15 protein-coding genes and 1 pseudogene are annotated in these 14,419 nt (G+C 39.4%); 15 read left to right on the forward strand and 1 reads right to left on the reverse strand.

Going from position 1 to position 14,419, the window contains the following annotated elements:
- Positions 1-205 precede the first annotated feature (205 nt).
- The gene (locus tag AC4HAL_RS02570; protein ID WP_491092841.1) at positions 206-598 is read left to right on the forward strand and encodes a hypothetical protein; all 393 of its coding nucleotides are present in this window, start codon (positions 206-208) and stop codon (positions 596-598) included.
- A 169-nt stretch (positions 599-767) separates the two neighbouring features.
- Here AC4HAL_RS02570 and AC4HAL_RS02575 read toward each other — a convergent pair whose 3' ends face one another.
- Positions 768-1,655, reverse strand: coding sequence for a LysR family transcriptional regulator (locus AC4HAL_RS02575; protein WP_491092842.1), 888 nt, complete (start codon positions 1,653-1,655; stop codon positions 768-770).
- Between the two features lie 143 nt (positions 1,656-1,798).
- Between AC4HAL_RS02575 and AC4HAL_RS02580 the strand changes: the two genes are divergently transcribed.
- The 14 genes and pseudogenes from AC4HAL_RS02580 to AC4HAL_RS02645 form a co-directional block, all read left to right on the forward strand.
- The gene (locus tag AC4HAL_RS02580) at positions 1,799-2,662 is read left to right on the forward strand and encodes an aldo/keto reductase (protein WP_491092843.1); all 864 of its coding nucleotides are present in this window, start codon (positions 1,799-1,801) and stop codon (positions 2,660-2,662) included.
- Positions 2,663-2,706: 44 nt separating this feature from the next.
- On the forward strand, positions 2,707-3,126 hold the full coding sequence (locus tag AC4HAL_RS02585) for a cupin domain-containing protein (RefSeq protein WP_491092844.1): 420 nt from the start codon (positions 2,707-2,709) through the stop codon (positions 3,124-3,126).
- Between the two features lie 2 nt (positions 3,127-3,128).
- Positions 3,129-3,455, forward strand: a complete 327-nt coding sequence (locus AC4HAL_RS02590; RefSeq protein ID WP_491092845.1) for a carboxymuconolactone decarboxylase family protein — start codon at positions 3,129-3,131, stop codon at positions 3,453-3,455.
- A 410-nt stretch (positions 3,456-3,865) separates the two neighbouring features.
- Complete coding sequence (locus tag AC4HAL_RS02595) at positions 3,866-4,219, forward strand: cyclophilin-like fold protein (protein ID WP_491092846.1); 354 nt, start codon at positions 3,866-3,868, stop codon at positions 4,217-4,219.
- Positions 4,212-4,781: a DapH/DapD/GlmU-related protein gene (locus AC4HAL_RS02600; RefSeq protein ID WP_491092847.1), complete on the forward strand. Its 570-nt coding sequence runs from the start codon at positions 4,212-4,214 to the stop codon at positions 4,779-4,781. The genes AC4HAL_RS02595 and AC4HAL_RS02600 overlap by 8 nt, the downstream gene beginning before the upstream one ends.
- 19 nt (positions 4,782-4,800) lie before the next feature.
- Positions 4,801-5,808 (forward strand): alpha/beta hydrolase, encoded by a 1,008-nt coding sequence (locus AC4HAL_RS02605; protein ID WP_491092848.1) that lies wholly within the window; start codon positions 4,801-4,803, stop codon positions 5,806-5,808.
- Between the two features lie 149 nt (positions 5,809-5,957).
- The gene (locus tag AC4HAL_RS02610) at positions 5,958-6,386 is read left to right on the forward strand and encodes an Rrf2 family transcriptional regulator (protein ID WP_491092849.1); all 429 of its coding nucleotides are present in this window, start codon (positions 5,958-5,960) and stop codon (positions 6,384-6,386) included.
- A 126-nt stretch (positions 6,387-6,512) separates the two neighbouring features.
- Positions 6,513-7,517 (forward strand): NADP-dependent oxidoreductase, encoded by a 1,005-nt coding sequence (locus AC4HAL_RS02615; RefSeq protein WP_491092850.1) that lies wholly within the window; start codon positions 6,513-6,515, stop codon positions 7,515-7,517.
- A gap of 3 nt (positions 7,518-7,520) precedes the next feature.
- Positions 7,521-8,366, forward strand: a complete 846-nt coding sequence (locus AC4HAL_RS02620; RefSeq protein ID WP_491092851.1) for an alpha/beta fold hydrolase — start codon at positions 7,521-7,523, stop codon at positions 8,364-8,366.
- Positions 8,359-8,640, forward strand: a complete 282-nt coding sequence (locus AC4HAL_RS02625) for an SDR family NAD(P)-dependent oxidoreductase (protein WP_491092852.1) — start codon at positions 8,359-8,361, stop codon at positions 8,638-8,640. Before AC4HAL_RS02620 ends, AC4HAL_RS02625 begins: the two co-directional genes overlap by 8 nt.
- Positions 8,641-8,824: 184 nt before the next feature.
- Positions 8,825-9,313, forward strand: coding sequence for a QueT transporter family protein (locus AC4HAL_RS02630; protein WP_491092853.1), 489 nt, complete (start codon positions 8,825-8,827; stop codon positions 9,311-9,313).
- Between the two features lie 248 nt (positions 9,314-9,561).
- Positions 9,562-11,466 (forward strand): DNA methyltransferase, encoded by a 1,905-nt coding sequence (locus AC4HAL_RS02635; RefSeq protein WP_491092854.1) that lies wholly within the window; start codon positions 9,562-9,564, stop codon positions 11,464-11,466.
- A gap of 5 nt (positions 11,467-11,471) precedes the next feature.
- Positions 11,472-14,072, forward strand: coding sequence for a DEAD/DEAH box helicase family protein (locus tag AC4HAL_RS02640; protein WP_491092855.1), 2,601 nt, complete (start codon positions 11,472-11,474; stop codon positions 14,070-14,072).
- 37 nt (positions 14,073-14,109) lie between these two features.
- Positions 14,110-14,199, forward strand: a pseudogene (locus AC4HAL_RS02645) (type II toxin-antitoxin system RelE family toxin); the annotation flags it as partial.
- Positions 14,200-14,419 lie beyond the last annotated feature (220 nt).

Here is a 14,419-nt window from a genome sequence, read left to right on the forward strand (position 1 = left end):
TTATAATCTGGCTTTTCTTTGTGAAACATGGCCTTACCTCACAAACTGTTTTCTTTTAGTATACTCCTAAACAGAGCAAAAAGCTCTTAGAAATGTAATTCCAAGAGCTTTGTCTTCAGTCTGAAATAGCCACTTTTGTGGCTATTTTTTGTCTGTTTTGCTAGAGTGATAACTGGTGTCTCAACACCTTAGAATAGGAGGCGCAATGCGCTTTAAATCATCTTATATTTTTATCTTGGCTGGTCTTTACAATCTGGCTGGGATCCTAGTTCCTAATCGCTTTTTTACTGACCAAACTATGGCTAGCGTCGATCCAGTCGTCTTTTCTTGGCTGGGACAGGTCGGTATCATCCTCTGGGGGCTGGCCTACTTGAGTGTGAGCAGGCAATTTTTCAAGCTTCCTCAGCTGGTCACTGTCTTTGCTATTGAAAAGTCAGTCTATGTAGTTGCTTGGTTAACTTGGCTAACTTATCACCAGCTGTCAGAAGCAGGTGTCCTGCAAAGCTTTTTTGCCATCTACGGTCTAGGTGACTTGATCTTTGGACTGTTATTTGCTATCGTTGCCATCAAGACTATCTTGGGACATTATCAAGATTAAAAATCTTATCAAAAAACTCTCCCAATCGTTAGAGTTTAGCTCTAGCAATAGGAGAGTCTTATGATTCATCACTTTTTAGTTAATAAAATTAAGAGAGTTTTAAAAAAATCAGTTAAGCCTTGTTTTAACTGGTTTTTTATTTAACTCTAATCAGTTGTTGTTGAGCTCGTCATTTGTTCAGAGGGGAAATATCCATTTTTTTAATTTCTTGGATAAATGCAGTCACAGCATGGGAATGCGTTTTGTGACGCTTCCAAATGATATTTAAACTGATCGAAGGAAGTTCACCAGTCAAAGGGACAAATGTTAAAGCGCTATTTAAACTGTTTGTAGACACTAAACTTGACCAGACTATGGCAACTCCAATTTCTGATTCAACCATCAAACTTGCATTGAAGATGAGATTATAGGTAGCAACGATGTTTGCGTTAGGAATCTGGTTGGTAAAAAAATCTTGTGAGTTAGACTGATTGGAAACAATCAAAGGGAAGGAGGACAAGTCTTTTAACCTTACAGTGCTTTGCTGGGCAAGCGGGTGAGTTTTAGGGACTAAGACTCCCCATTGGTCTTGAATGGGTAACGAAAGGCTTTCATATTGTGAATGACTAATATCTTGAGAAATGATGCCGATATCAAGGATACCAGTATTAATTTTCTCAATAATATCATCTGCATTTGCACTATAGAAATCAAATTGACAATCTCGATAGGTATTGAGAAAAGTTTTAATGGTTTTTAGGAAAGATGTGATGGCGCGAGTTTCTGCAGATCCTATTGTGATGGTGCCTAGAATGGGTTCTTTGTCGATAAAATTGCTAGTCGTTTTATTGACGAGGGACAAGATTTCAAGAGCACGATTGTATAGAAATTGACCATCTTCAGTCAGAGTAACTTCTCGACTCCCTCGAAGAAAGAGTGTTGTTTCAAGCTCTTCCTCTAATTGCTTTAACTGACGCGACAAAGTTGGCTGGGTAACATGGCACTTTTTAGCAGCCCTTGAAATTGATTTTTCCTGTGCAACAGCCACAAAATACTGTAAGAGACGAATTTCCATCATTTTTACCTCACTCCTTTTTAAAAGTATATCATAAACTATTTAAATATGCTCTAAAGGCATATAATATATGTTATATAAGTAATTGTGTATAGAAGGGAAGAAGCGTATACTAGCTGTATAAAATAAAGATAGGAGAAAACATTATGGACAAGTATTTTTTAACGATGTCTAATGATATTAAAATTCCAGCACTTGGACTTGGAACATGGCTATTGTCAAATGAAGAGACAGAAAAAGCGGTGCTAGCCGCAATTAATGAAGGTTATCGTCACATCGATACAGCACAAGCATACGAAAATGAAAAAGGCGTTGGAGCAGCTATTAAGGCATCCGGTATAGTACGTGAGGAGATTTTTGTCACGACAAAAATTGCTGCTGAACACAAAACTTATGCGTCGGCAACTGAGAGTTTGAAAAAATCATTAGCTGCAGCAAATCTGGATTATTTTGATTTAGTTTTAATCCATAGTCCCCAACCTTGGGCAGAGGTCAATCAATCAGATAATCGCTATTTTGTTGAAAATTTAGATGTGTGGCAGGCTTTGGAAGATGCTTATAAAGAAGGGCTGGTCAAGGCTATTGGTGTTTCTAACTTTTTACGAGAAGATCTGCAAAATTTAATAGATAAGGCAGAAATCAAGCCAATGGTCAATCAGATTCTTTGCCATATTACAAATACGCCTCAAGCATTAATAAGCTATTGTCAAGCTAACGACATTGTTGCAGAAGCTTATTCACCAATTGGTCATGGCGCTGTTCTTAAACGTGAAGATATCAGGTTTATGGCAGAGAAATATCATGTCAGTATCGCTCAACTGTGCTTGCGTTATGATTTGCAACTAGGGTTAGTAGTTCTACCAAAAAGTGCTAATCCAGTTCATATCAAAAATAATGCAGACCTTGATTTTACGATTGCTGATGAGGATATGGAAATTTTAAAAAATTTGGATCCAATCGAGAATTATGGAGAGGATAGCTTCTTTCCAGTTTTTGGTGGAGCATTATAAGGCTGGTTTGAAAAAAGAAACGCTCAAAAAGGAAGTGAACACTTATGGTCAAACACGAAGAAGTAAAAACAAATCCTTTGTTTGAGTTTGGCGAAATAAATCCCTATAGTGCTAGTTTTACGGGTCAATCCTATCTGGCAATGTTAGCACAAGCGCCGGATGGTTCTACTAGTGTTGGTAATGTTAGTTTTGAGCCGGGTTGTCGTAACAATTGGCATGTGCATTTGGATGGGTACCAAATTTTATTAGTCACTGGTGGTGAAGGCCTCTATCAAGAAGCTGGGAAACCTGCTCGCCATCTAAAAACAGGCGATGTGATTGTGACTGGTAAAGGCGTAAACCACTGGCACGGTGCTACAAAAGATTCTTGGTTCAGTCATGTAGCCATCACTGCAGGTGCCAGTGAATTTTATGGGCCCGTGACAGATGAAGAATATGACATAGCTAATGAACAGGGGGACTAAGGATGATTAAAAAGCAAACAGCTGGTCGTGATCAATTAGGCGAATTTGCACCTACATTTGCAAGTATCAATGATGATGTCCTCTTTGGGCAAGTCTGGGCGCGTGAGAAAGAGCTATCTCCAAAAATTCGCTCGATTGTCACCATTTCTGCTCTTATCACAGGGGGCAATTGGGAACAATTAGCCTATCATTTGAAAGTGGCCCAAAAGAATGGTGTGACCAAAGACGACATTTCAGAAATAATAACTCAATTGGCTTTTTATGTTGGCTGGCCTAAAGCCTGGTCAGCCTTTGGACTAGCTAAGGATGTCTGGGAGCAGAGTGAATGACTCTGGTATCTTATGTGGCTCTTATTGTAAACACATGAGGCTAATCATAGTCAATCCAATCACCCAGTTATTTTTGACTATAAACTGGCAATGTCGGTGAGAGATAGTCTATATGCTCATCTAATGTTATCTTGGCTCAGTTCTTAATGGGAAAAAATGGGAGGCAGGTACTGGACGTTTTCCAGTAAACAAGAGGCAGAAAAAAATAGGGCCTGCTTATCTCCAAATTCTATCATGAAAAAGGAGGGATTAACTTGAATGGATTATCGTTAAAATATAGGAAAATTTTACGGCTTGGGCTACTGGGCTTATGCTTGGGACTAGTTGCTTGTTCAAACGCCAATTCGTCTTCTTCGTCTAACGAACAGAGGCAGACCAGCCAACAAGTACAAGAAAAAGGAGATCATCAGATGTCAATTGCTTTATCGATAGATGGCCAGAAAATTCCTGTGACTTGGGAAGAAAATAAGGCGGTATCAGCCTTAAAAGAAAAACTCACTCAACAGGATTTGACGATAGACCTGTCACCCTATGGTGGTTTTGAACAAGTTGGCGACCTTGGTATGGCGCTACCCAGTCAAAACAAGCAACAAACTGCTCAGCCAGGCGACATCATGCTCTATAATGATAGCCAGGTTGTTCTCTTTTATGGCTCAAATAACTGGTCTTATACCAAGCTTGGTCACATGGAAGAGACTGCTAGCGGTCTATCAGAGAAAGGCGGCGTAAGGATTACCCTTTCCTTGGAGGAAGATAATGATTGATAAACGTTTTGACTCGTATATAAATACTGGAAAATTAGTGCCTGAAAAAGATGGGATACGTCAGCTTATTTCAGCTATTCAGTCTGAAAATCAGTCGTTGGTGCAGGAATTGAATACCCAAGTTCAAACCATTGCCAGTACCAGACGAATCATAGAACAGTTGACTAAAGATAAGATTGACGATACCGTCACCATCAATATTCCCTTTCAAACCGATTTTGGTCGCCACATTCAGTTTGGGAAACATATCTATATCAATAAAGAGGTTTTGATGGTGGATTTAGGTGGTATCTTCATTGAAGATGGTGTGCTTGTTGGACCTCGAGCCAAGCTAATCTCAGTGAATCATCCCTTACCGCCACAAGCTCGTCACAAGTTAGAACTCAGGTCTGTTACCATCAAGAAAAATGCTTGGATTGGAGCAGATGCGACAATTTTACCTGGTGTAACTGTTGGTGAGAATGCTGTTGTAGCAGCAGGAGCCATTGTTTCAAAGGATGTTCCAGCCAATACAGTAGTTGCTGGGGTTCCGGCTAAGGTGATTAAAATGATTGAAGGCTAGTAATAGAAAGAGGACAATTATGACAAAAACATTTGATCGTTACGAAGACATTGAATCACAAAATATTCGGTTCAAAAACCGCTTTGGGATTGAACTTGCAGGAGATTTATACCTTCCTGTGGGATATGAGACACAAAAAAATCCTGCTATTGTGGTCTCTGGACCATTTGGTGCTGTGAAAGAGCAGGCCTCAGGACTTTACGCCCAGGAATTTGCTAATTATGGCTTTGTGGCCTTGGCCTTTGATCCCTCTTTCACTGGGGAGTCTAGCGGTCTTGTCCGCAATGTAGCTGAACCAGTCATGTTTACAGAAGATTATAGTGCAGCGGTTGATTTTCTTGGAACTCTGCCTTACGTTGACCGTGAGCGTATCGGTGCTCAAGCTATCTGTGGCTTGTCAGGAATGGCGTTGACAGCAGCGGGAGCTGATACTCGTATTAAAGCAGTTGCGACGACCTCGATGTATGATATGTCAAAATCCATGTATTTAGGCTATAAGAATGCCTACACAGACCAACAAAGAGCTAAATTGCGGGAACACGTTAGCCAACAGCGCTGGGTCGATGTCGATAAAGGGGCATTGGAAACTGGAAATTATACTTTAGGCTATCATGAGCTAGGATTTGATGAAGATGGCAATGTGGTGACGAGTGAGAGTCTGTTTCCAGAAAAACTCCCAGAGGATGCAGATCCAGTTTCAAAAGACTTCTTTGATTATTATTGCACACCACGTGGCTATCATGAGCGCTCGATCAATTCGACAGCAGCTTGGACAGCCACAACTCCGATGGCGTTTTACGAGTTTCCCTTGTATCATAATATTAAAGATATCTCGCCACGCCCAATCCTTCTTGTTGCTGGGGAGAATGCTCATTCACGTTACTATTCCGAAGAAGCTTTTGAAGCAGCCAGTGAGCCAAAGGAATTATTGATTGTTCCTAATGCTGATCATGTAGACCTTTATGACCAAAAAGATAAAATTCCATTTGAGAAGTTGGCGGCATTCTTTGCTGATAATTTGAAATAATAGCTAAATAGTAAATTAAAGGACATTTAGGTAGTTAAATCTTTGTACTTGACTTTTTTAGAAAAAGGCCCTATACTTGTATCACAAACAAGAACAAGTTTGTAACTGATTTGTGAGATGCAGGCAGTAGAGTTTAGAGAAGGAGTGCTATGGATACGAAATTTTCAGTGGCCATCCATATTTTAGCTATGATTGCTGAAACCAAGGAAAGCTTATCTTCACAAGCTTTGGCAACAAGCGTTGGGACCAATGCTAGCTATATTCGCAAGGTCATTGCTCTTTTAAAAAATGCCAATTTATTGACCTCTCATCAGGGCAAGGTCGGCTATGAGCTCACTAAGACTCCCTCAGATATTAGCTTGTTAGACATCTATTATGCGACACAAGAGGTAAGGCAGGTCAGGCTTTTTCAAGTCCACCAGCATGCCAATAGGGATTGTCCAGTTGGCAAGCACATCGAAGGGGCTATCAGCCCAGTCTTCCAACAAGCAGAAAGACAACTAGCTCAGGAGCTAGCTGGTCAAACCTTGGCGGATGTCATTGCCAACCTCTACAAACAAGCGAGTTTAGCCAAGTGATGAGCTTGGCTAATTATTAAAACCATCTTGTATCTGTATTAAAAACAAGAACAAGATGACTAATAATCCTCTTAATCACTGGCAGACTCAGTTCTGCTAGTTTCAAAAATTAGAAAGAAGAAAATCATGAAAGCAGCACAATTAAACGCCTACAACAAAAACAACCTCAACCTTGACCTAGTCGATGTCGCAAAGCCAACACCAGCGCAAGGCCAAGTCCTCATCAAAGTATTGGCTGCCGGTGTTAATCCACTGGACAACATGATTACTCGTGGTGAGGTCAAGATGATCGTTCCTTATAAAACGCCTCTCATCGCTGGTAACGAAGTAGTCGGTATAGTCGAGGAGGTCGGCAACAATGTGAACCAGTTCAAGAAGGGGGAACGTGTCTTTGGACGCCTGCCGTTAGATAGTATTGGTGCTTTTGCCGAATATGTGGCAGTGGATGCTGAAGCCTTGGCTATCGTTCCAGATTATTTGACAGATGAAGAAGCCGCTGGTGTGCCACTGACTGCTCTAACCATTATGCAGGCCTTAGAGCTGATGGATGCCAAAGCCGGGCAGACCCTTTTTATCTCAGGTGGAACTGGTGGCGTCGGAGCTATGGCTATCCCTCTTGCTAAGGCTAAAGGCTTAAATGTTATCACCAATGGCGGAGCTGATAGTCGTGATCGTGTCCTATCACTAGGTGTGGATCAATTTTTGGATTACAAGACACAGGATTATACCGAGCTCTTGTCAGATATTGACTTGGTTTTAGACACACTAGGCGGTGCGGAGACCGAGAAACAGATGACTGTCTTAAAACCTGCTGGTCACTTAGTGTCGCTTCGTGCTATGCCCAATGGAGCCTTTGCCAAGCGTATGAACCTTCCCAAATATAAGCAGCTTCTCTTTGCTCAAGCTGGCCGTAAATTCGATAAAATGGCTGATAAATACGGGGTCCATTATGACTTTATCTTCGTGGAAAGCAACGGCAAGCAGTTGCAAGAAGTGGCAGCTATCTTTACCGAGCGCCAGATCAAGCCGTCTATAGATAGCGTCTTTGCCTTTTCAGATATCAATAAAGCCTTAGACAAAATCGCTAATGGTCGCTCACGTGGTAAAACAGTCCTCAGCATGAAAGGGTAAAACATGGCTTATTTAACAACTAAAAATCAATATATTACTGTTAATGGCAATAAAATCGCCTACCGTGAAATCGCAAAAGGCAAATCCGAACGTCCCTTGGTCATGCTGGTCCACTTAGCAGCAACCATGGACAACTGGGATCCTAAGCTGATCGACCTTTTGACCCAAAGACAACATGTCATTCTGCTTGATTTACCGGGTGTTGGAACAAGCGAGGGTAAGGTTGCCCCAACTATTCCAGGCATGGCTGAGCAGGTGATTGAGATTATCAAGGCCATGGGTTATGCCAGCATCAACCTACTGGGACTGTCCATGGGCGGTATGGTCGCTCAAGAAGTCGTGCGGCTTGCGCCAACTTTAGTCAACCGCCTCGTTCTAGTTGGGACAGGGCACCGAGGCGGTGTCGGTATTGATAAAGTAACGGCAACGACCTTTCGTTACATGGCGCGTGCTGGTTTCCACCACGTAGATCCTAAACGCTATATTTTTTACGGGCATGATGCTAAGGGCAAAATAGAAGCAGATAAGGTTCTCAGTCGTTTAGACAGCCGTGATCAGGCTTATGCGGACAAGGCCATGGCAGTTCCGTCTTTCCTGCGTCAGCTTAAAGCCATCAAACGCTGGGGCAAGTCAGCAGAGGATGACCTGAGCTTTATCAGCCAACCGACTTTTATCGCCAATGGGGATAAGGACATGATGGTGCCGACGGAAAATTCTTATATCATGAACGATAGGATTAACAATAGCCAGCTCATCATCTATCCCAATGCTGGTCATGGTTCACTCTTTCAGTATGCTGATCAATTTGCTAAGGATTTAGAGGATTTCTTAAGAGTATCACATGACTAAAACTATCCTCGTCACCGGCTCAACGGACGGTATTGGAAAGCACTTAGCAACGAGATTAGCCAGCGAAAGCCATGAGGTTATCTTACACGGTCGCAATCCCAAGAAATTGCAGGCGACCCTGCAAGAGGTTAAGGAGAAGACAGAGAATGCTAGACTTCATGCCTGTCTAGCTGATTTGTGCAAGTTGTCAGACACGCTAGACATGATGAAAGCGATTACAAAAAAAGAAAACTGGGTATCCCAAAAGGGCCATTCCGTGGTCATGACCACATGAAATAAAGTTAGACCGATTAAAACGGTTATTGTTTAGTCAAGGCTATAAACATGCTGACGCTCTAGTTCTCCAGAAACAATTCTTTACCTCAGCTGCTATTCTTGTTACAATAATAGTCCTGTCTCTTGTGAACCTGCAAGCAATAGCAGTGACAAAATTATAGAATAAGATTAGGAAGTGAACCATGAGCAAACTATCTACCAAACTCATCGCACAAAATACCATGATCGCAGCCATCTATCTAGTGCTGACTCTCATCAACCCTATCTCAAGTGGGATTTTCCAATTTCGCCTATCAACACTCTTGATGGCAGTTCCCTTTTTCTTTCCAAGGCTATCTTATGGCCTTGTGATCGGGGTCATGGTCAGCAACTTCTTTACAGGTTTCGGCTTGATTGATGTCTTGGGTGGCTTTGTCATCCAAACTCTATCCCTATTCGTCTATAATAAAGCCTTCAAATCAGCTTACCTAAAAAGCTTTTTATATGCCCTAACAGCTGGTCTCGTCGTTTCAAGCGTCATTTTTTACGTAACCAAGATTCCATTTGAAAGCAAGGCCTTTGCCATCAGCGTCTTTTCTGTAGGTGTTTCAAACTTCTTGATTGCCGTCATCGGTGTCTTTATCGTCGATAAATACCTCAAAACACCCCTAGAAAGATTCCTTGTCAAATAGTTAGATCCCTTGGTTGAAAGTCGTCAATCAAGGGTTTTGATTATTTTCAAAAAGTGAAAATCATTTGGAGAATTGAATGTGGGAGAAAAATTGACTTCGAGTTTTTCAATTAAGCGATCACAAGAAGCTGGGACATGTTATAATGATATGGAAATAAAATCTGAGGTAAGGGTACCCTTAGTGTATTACTATGTAATACACTAATACTAATTGCTGTCCCTTTCCGAGGAACATGAAAGGGATTTGACATGAAACATGAACTGGAACAGTTATTGAGCAGTCAATCAGATTTTATGATTGATGGTAAGCTGAATAAAAATCTACTCTCTGATCTTGCCCGAAAGTATGATGTGACATTGCTTAGGCTCTTACAATCAAATGATACAATTGCTAGACACTTTTTTACTGAAATCGAAGACGGTGTTCTTGTATTTAAGCAAGATGTCTTTCTCCAATTTTTGAATAATAAAGAGTTTCTTCCTGATAGCTTTACAGCCTACAAAACAAAGATTGGCTTAGCGACGGACAATCACTATTTGACTGAAAATAAGGAGGTTGTTCTTAATTTTCCTTATAAGGACTGTGTTCTGGAAGGAGGACAGGATAAAGAAGATGCTAAGCGACAGGAAATTTTCTTCAATGAAACATTAGCGCCAACTGAGATTAATCGTCTATTGGATAAGAAAGTATTGACTAACTTTAAGCGTTATGATGAAAGTGGAGAGCATGACGTTGAAGAGCTGAAAGATACAGACAATCTCATCATCAAGGGAAATAATCTCATTGCGCTTCATAGCTTAAAGAAACGTTTCGCTGGAAATGTAAAACTGATTTATATTGATCCACCTTATAATACAGGTAGCGACTCTTTCAACTATAACGATAATTTTAATCATTCTACTTGGCTTACTTTTATGAAAAATCGTTTGAAAGTAGCGAGAGAATTACTTTCTGATAAAGGTGTGTTATTTTTAAGTATCGATCGAAATGAATTTGCAGAGTTAAAAGTATTACTTGATGAACTATTTAAAGATAATTATCAAGGGACGGTTATAAATATTTCGACACCAAATGGTAGAGATTATGGTAACTTTGCTCAGACTCACGATTATATACATATTTACTCCAAAGATAGAGAAGCAGTAGTGCTTAACCAATTGGATGTAGCTGAAGATAAGTTCAAAAAGGAGGATAGCCTCGGAAAGTACTATCTTCATCCATTATTTAATAGTAATTCGGCGTTTCATAGCAAAAATCGTCCTAATTTATATTATCCCTTTTATATTTCGGAGAATTGTGATAGTGAAGGGTATTATAGTATATCTTTGGAAAAGGATATGCAACATAAGATGGAGGTATACCCTCCTAAGTCTCAAACTGATGGTACGCAGTTTGTTTGGCGTTGGGGAAAAGAAAAAGCAAAAAATGAAATATACAATTTAGTAGCTCAGAAAAAAACTGATGGTACATATCGAATTGCTCAGAAAATGAGACCTAAAAAGCAAATTGCTAGAACTGTTTGGAATGAAACAAGCTTTACGAATAGGCGTGGAACAGAAGAATTACAGCTTCTTTTTGAAGAAAAAGTGTTTTCTTTCCCCAAACCAGAGAGTTTGATTAAACGAATTATTGAAATTGCTACGGACGAACAAGATATCGTTCTTGACTATCATCTAGGTTCTGGTACAACTGCAGCGGTTGCCCACAAGATGAACCGCCAGTATATCGGTATTGAACAGATGGACTATATTGAGACAGTTTCCGTTGAGCGGTTGAAAAAAGTTATTGCTGGTGAGCAAGGTGGTATCTCAAAAGACGTCAATTGGACTGGAGGCGGTTCCTTTGTTTATGCAGAACTCAAAAACGATGCCGAAGATTTCAAACAAGCAGTTCTAAATGCAACTGAAACTAGTGAACTTTTAGAACTTTTTGAGACTGCAAAACAATCTTCCTTCCTATCTTATCGAGTTGATCCTAAAAAACTTCAAGTTGATGAGTTTTCAGCATTTAGTCTTGCCGAACAAAAACAGGTTTTATTAGAAATTATTGATAACAATAATCTCTACGTCAATTATGAGGATATGGAAGATACTGATTATAAGGTTTCAGATAAAGATAAAAAGTTGAACCGTCAGTTTTATGGTGAGGAGTGACCCCAATGTCATTTTTATACGAAATCTATGATAGTGCTAGTGATAATGGATTTGTGAATTTCAGTGAGAAGGTTCCAGATTATATTGATAGGAACGTCCGCCACGATTTACGTCCTTATCAAAAGGAAGCGCTGGGAAGGTATATCTATTACAAAAACGATGAGACCAATAGAGTGTTACCAGAGCATTTGCTGTTTAATATGGCGACAGGGTCTGGTAAAACCTTACTCATGGCTGCGATGATCATTGAAAAGTATAAGCAGGGTGAACGTAACTTTATTTTCTTTGTTAATAATGATAATATCCTGACCAAGACTAGGGCTAATTTCCTTGAAAATGGGACAGGTAAGTATCTTTTTGCAGATAAGATTGTCATTGATAATCAGATTGTAACTGTGCGTGAAGTGAGCGATTTTTCGGATAGCCAAGAAGATAGCATCAATATTGTCTTTACTACGATTCAAAAACTGCATCAGGATCTTCATGCACCACGAGAAAACTGCTTAACTTACGACCAATTCGAAGATATTTCGGTTGTCTTGCTGGCTGATGAGGCCCACCATCTAAATGCTGGACTTAGTAAAGCGGAAAAAGACGATAACAATAGTTGGACTTCAACCATTGCTACAATTCAGGAAACTGCCAAGCGGTCAAGTCTGCTTGAATTTACAGCAACTATTGATTTAACAAATTCAGATTTAGCAAAGCGCTATGAAAAACACCTAATTTTCAAATACGATTTAAAAGAGTTTCGCTTAGATGGTTACTCAAAAGATGTGCTTTTCCATTTGGTTGATGATGACCTTCCTACACGCATGTTACAAGCCATTATCATCAGTCAATATAGAAAGAAAGTGGCTCTTAAACATGGTATTTATCTTAAGCCACTTGTTATGTTTAAGTCGCAAAAAATTGCGGACAGTAAAGCTAACTTAGAGAGTTTTCTTGATTTGTTGAGTCGGATTAGAGAAGAAGATATTCAAGCTCAGAGAGCAGTAGCTACTGATGGTATTTTGAAGAAAGCTTTTGACTATTTTGAGCACTCGGATATTAGTGATCATAACCTTATCGAAGAAATACAGGAAGACTTTAGACAAGAGCGACTGCTTCTCATTGATGGAAAAAATAAAAGTCGTGATAATCTTGTTGAATTGAATACTCTAGAGTCTCCTTCTAATGAAATTCGTGCCATTTTCGCAGTGGATATGCTCAATGAAGGCTGGGATGTTTTAAACTTATTTGATATTGTTCGTTTGTATGATACACGTGATGGTAAGACCACTAATGCAGAAAAACAGCTCATCGGTCGTGGAGCTCGTTACTATCCATTTGTAATTGATGGAAAAATTGAGGAGAAGTACATTCGTAAATTTGATGATAATGAGTTCAATGAATTGCGAGTCATCGAACAACTTCACTACCATTCTGCTAATAATCCTAAATATATTTCAGAACTTAAACAAGTTCTTCGTGAATCTGGTATTTATGATGATCAGGCCTTGGTTGAGCGTGAATTGAGTCTTAAACCTGAGTTCATGAAAACAAGAACCTATCAGAATGGTAAAGTGTGGGTAAATAGACGTATTCCTTATACTGTTTACTTGAAAAATCACGAACAACTTAGTTTGAGTGACAGAATTATACCTGAGGAATTTGAAGTAACGCTAGCTTCTCAACGATCAATGGATGTTAGTGCGTTTGCATCAGAAGATACAGAAGTTGCAGGTCTCTCAACAGTCGATACCTTTAAATTAGGTCGTAAAATTGAAAAAAATATCATTCGATTTGCCATAAACCAAAATCCCAATTATACTTTTAACCGCTTAAAAGATGTCTTTTTTGGTTTAACCTCAATGTCTGGTTTTATGGCGGAGCTTGAGAAAGTACAGATAACAATAGTAGGTGCAGAAAACTCTGTAAAATTCCTATCACAAGAGAATAAACTCTATATTGTTGAACAGCTATTGAAGTACATGGAGAAAGATTTAATAATCACTGAGGAACGTTTTGTGGGTACAGAACAGTTTGAAGCAAAACCTATCAGTGAGTTATTTGAAAGTAAAATTTTACGGAAGTATACAATTGCTTTGAATGGTGATTCAGAATTTGGTAAATCACAAAAAGATAGAAGTGAAACCAATATTTATGAAGATCTGGATGCATTACCCTGGTATGCCTATGATGACAATTTTGGGACAAGCGAAGAAAAGTATCTTGTCCTAACTTTAAGTAAGATGATGTCGGAGTTAGAGAAAAAATGGTCTGACATTTACTTGTTAAGGAATGAAAAAGCTGTTAAAATTTATAGTTTTGATGCTGGACAAGCGTTTGAACCTGATTTCTTGATGTTTGCTAACAATAAACGCAATGGAAACGTATCATGGCAGTTATTTATTGAACCTAAAGGAAGCCAATTTCAAGATGCTAATGGTAGATTTGAAAATGGAAAAGAAGGCTGGAAGCAGAGGTTTTTGACTCAGATTACTGAAAAAGATGAGGCAAAAATATTATTGAATGATGATAAATACCGAATTATTGGATTGCCATTCTATAATGAACAGTTGACTAAGGAAGAATTCAAAGAGAAATTAAGAGGTTTGTATTGAGGAAGAATTTGAGCGCTTGTTTGTATGATGCTACTGAATTAGTGATTGCGAGCTTATGTGTGATATTAAAGATGACAAAATGATTATTTTAGTCTTGGAATTTGGACATCCAAGAGATATTTATTAAATCATAATTGTACAAGTGCCCAGAGCGTATCAGTTAGGCATAGTAGTACTACTACTACGATTCAGCGTGCACCTCTGTTAAGGATAAGACATTCCAAAAAGAGGACTAATATGAACTGTACCCCAAAAGTTAGACAGAAAATCTAACGATTGAGGTGCAGTTCATTTTGTCTCTATCTTTCAAGGAGCCCTTTCTACTCGTATTTTATTTTTAGGTTGAG

It is taken from the genome of Streptococcus sp. ELY_125, assembly GCF_058314535.1.

What these genes read in the sequence shown, in the direction of transcription:
- AC4HAL_RS02570 (WP_491092841.1), top strand. Translation starts at nt 206, where the DNA reads ATGCGCTTTAAATCATCTTATATTTTTATCTTGGCTGGTCTTTACAAT.
- AC4HAL_RS02575 (WP_491092842.1), bottom strand. Translation starts at nt 1,655, where the DNA reads ATGATGGAAATTCGTCTCTTACAGTATTTTGTGGCTGTTGCACAGGAA.
- AC4HAL_RS02580 (WP_491092843.1), top strand. Translation starts at nt 1,799, where the DNA reads ATGGACAAGTATTTTTTAACGATGTCTAATGATATTAAAATTCCAGCA.
- AC4HAL_RS02585 (WP_491092844.1), top strand. Translation starts at nt 2,707, where the DNA reads ATGGTCAAACACGAAGAAGTAAAAACAAATCCTTTGTTTGAGTTTGGC.
- AC4HAL_RS02590 (WP_491092845.1), top strand. Translation starts at nt 3,129, where the DNA reads ATGATTAAAAAGCAAACAGCTGGTCGTGATCAATTAGGCGAATTTGCA.
- AC4HAL_RS02595 (WP_491092846.1), top strand. Translation starts at nt 3,866, where the DNA reads ATGTCAATTGCTTTATCGATAGATGGCCAGAAAATTCCTGTGACTTGG.
- AC4HAL_RS02600 (WP_491092847.1), top strand. Translation starts at nt 4,212, where the DNA reads ATGATTGATAAACGTTTTGACTCGTATATAAATACTGGAAAATTAGTG.
- AC4HAL_RS02605 (WP_491092848.1), top strand. Translation starts at nt 4,801, where the DNA reads ATGACAAAAACATTTGATCGTTACGAAGACATTGAATCACAAAATATT.
- AC4HAL_RS02610 (WP_491092849.1), top strand. Translation starts at nt 5,958, where the DNA reads ATGGATACGAAATTTTCAGTGGCCATCCATATTTTAGCTATGATTGCT.
- AC4HAL_RS02615 (WP_491092850.1), top strand. Translation starts at nt 6,513, where the DNA reads ATGAAAGCAGCACAATTAAACGCCTACAACAAAAACAACCTCAACCTT.
- AC4HAL_RS02620 (WP_491092851.1), top strand. Translation starts at nt 7,521, where the DNA reads ATGGCTTATTTAACAACTAAAAATCAATATATTACTGTTAATGGCAAT.
- AC4HAL_RS02625 (WP_491092852.1), top strand. Translation starts at nt 8,359, where the DNA reads ATGACTAAAACTATCCTCGTCACCGGCTCAACGGACGGTATTGGAAAG.
- AC4HAL_RS02630 (WP_491092853.1), top strand. Translation starts at nt 8,825, where the DNA reads ATGAGCAAACTATCTACCAAACTCATCGCACAAAATACCATGATCGCA.
- AC4HAL_RS02635 (WP_491092854.1), top strand. Translation starts at nt 9,562, where the DNA reads ATGAAACATGAACTGGAACAGTTATTGAGCAGTCAATCAGATTTTATG.
- AC4HAL_RS02640 (WP_491092855.1), top strand. Translation starts at nt 11,472, where the DNA reads ATGTCATTTTTATACGAAATCTATGATAGTGCTAGTGATAATGGATTT.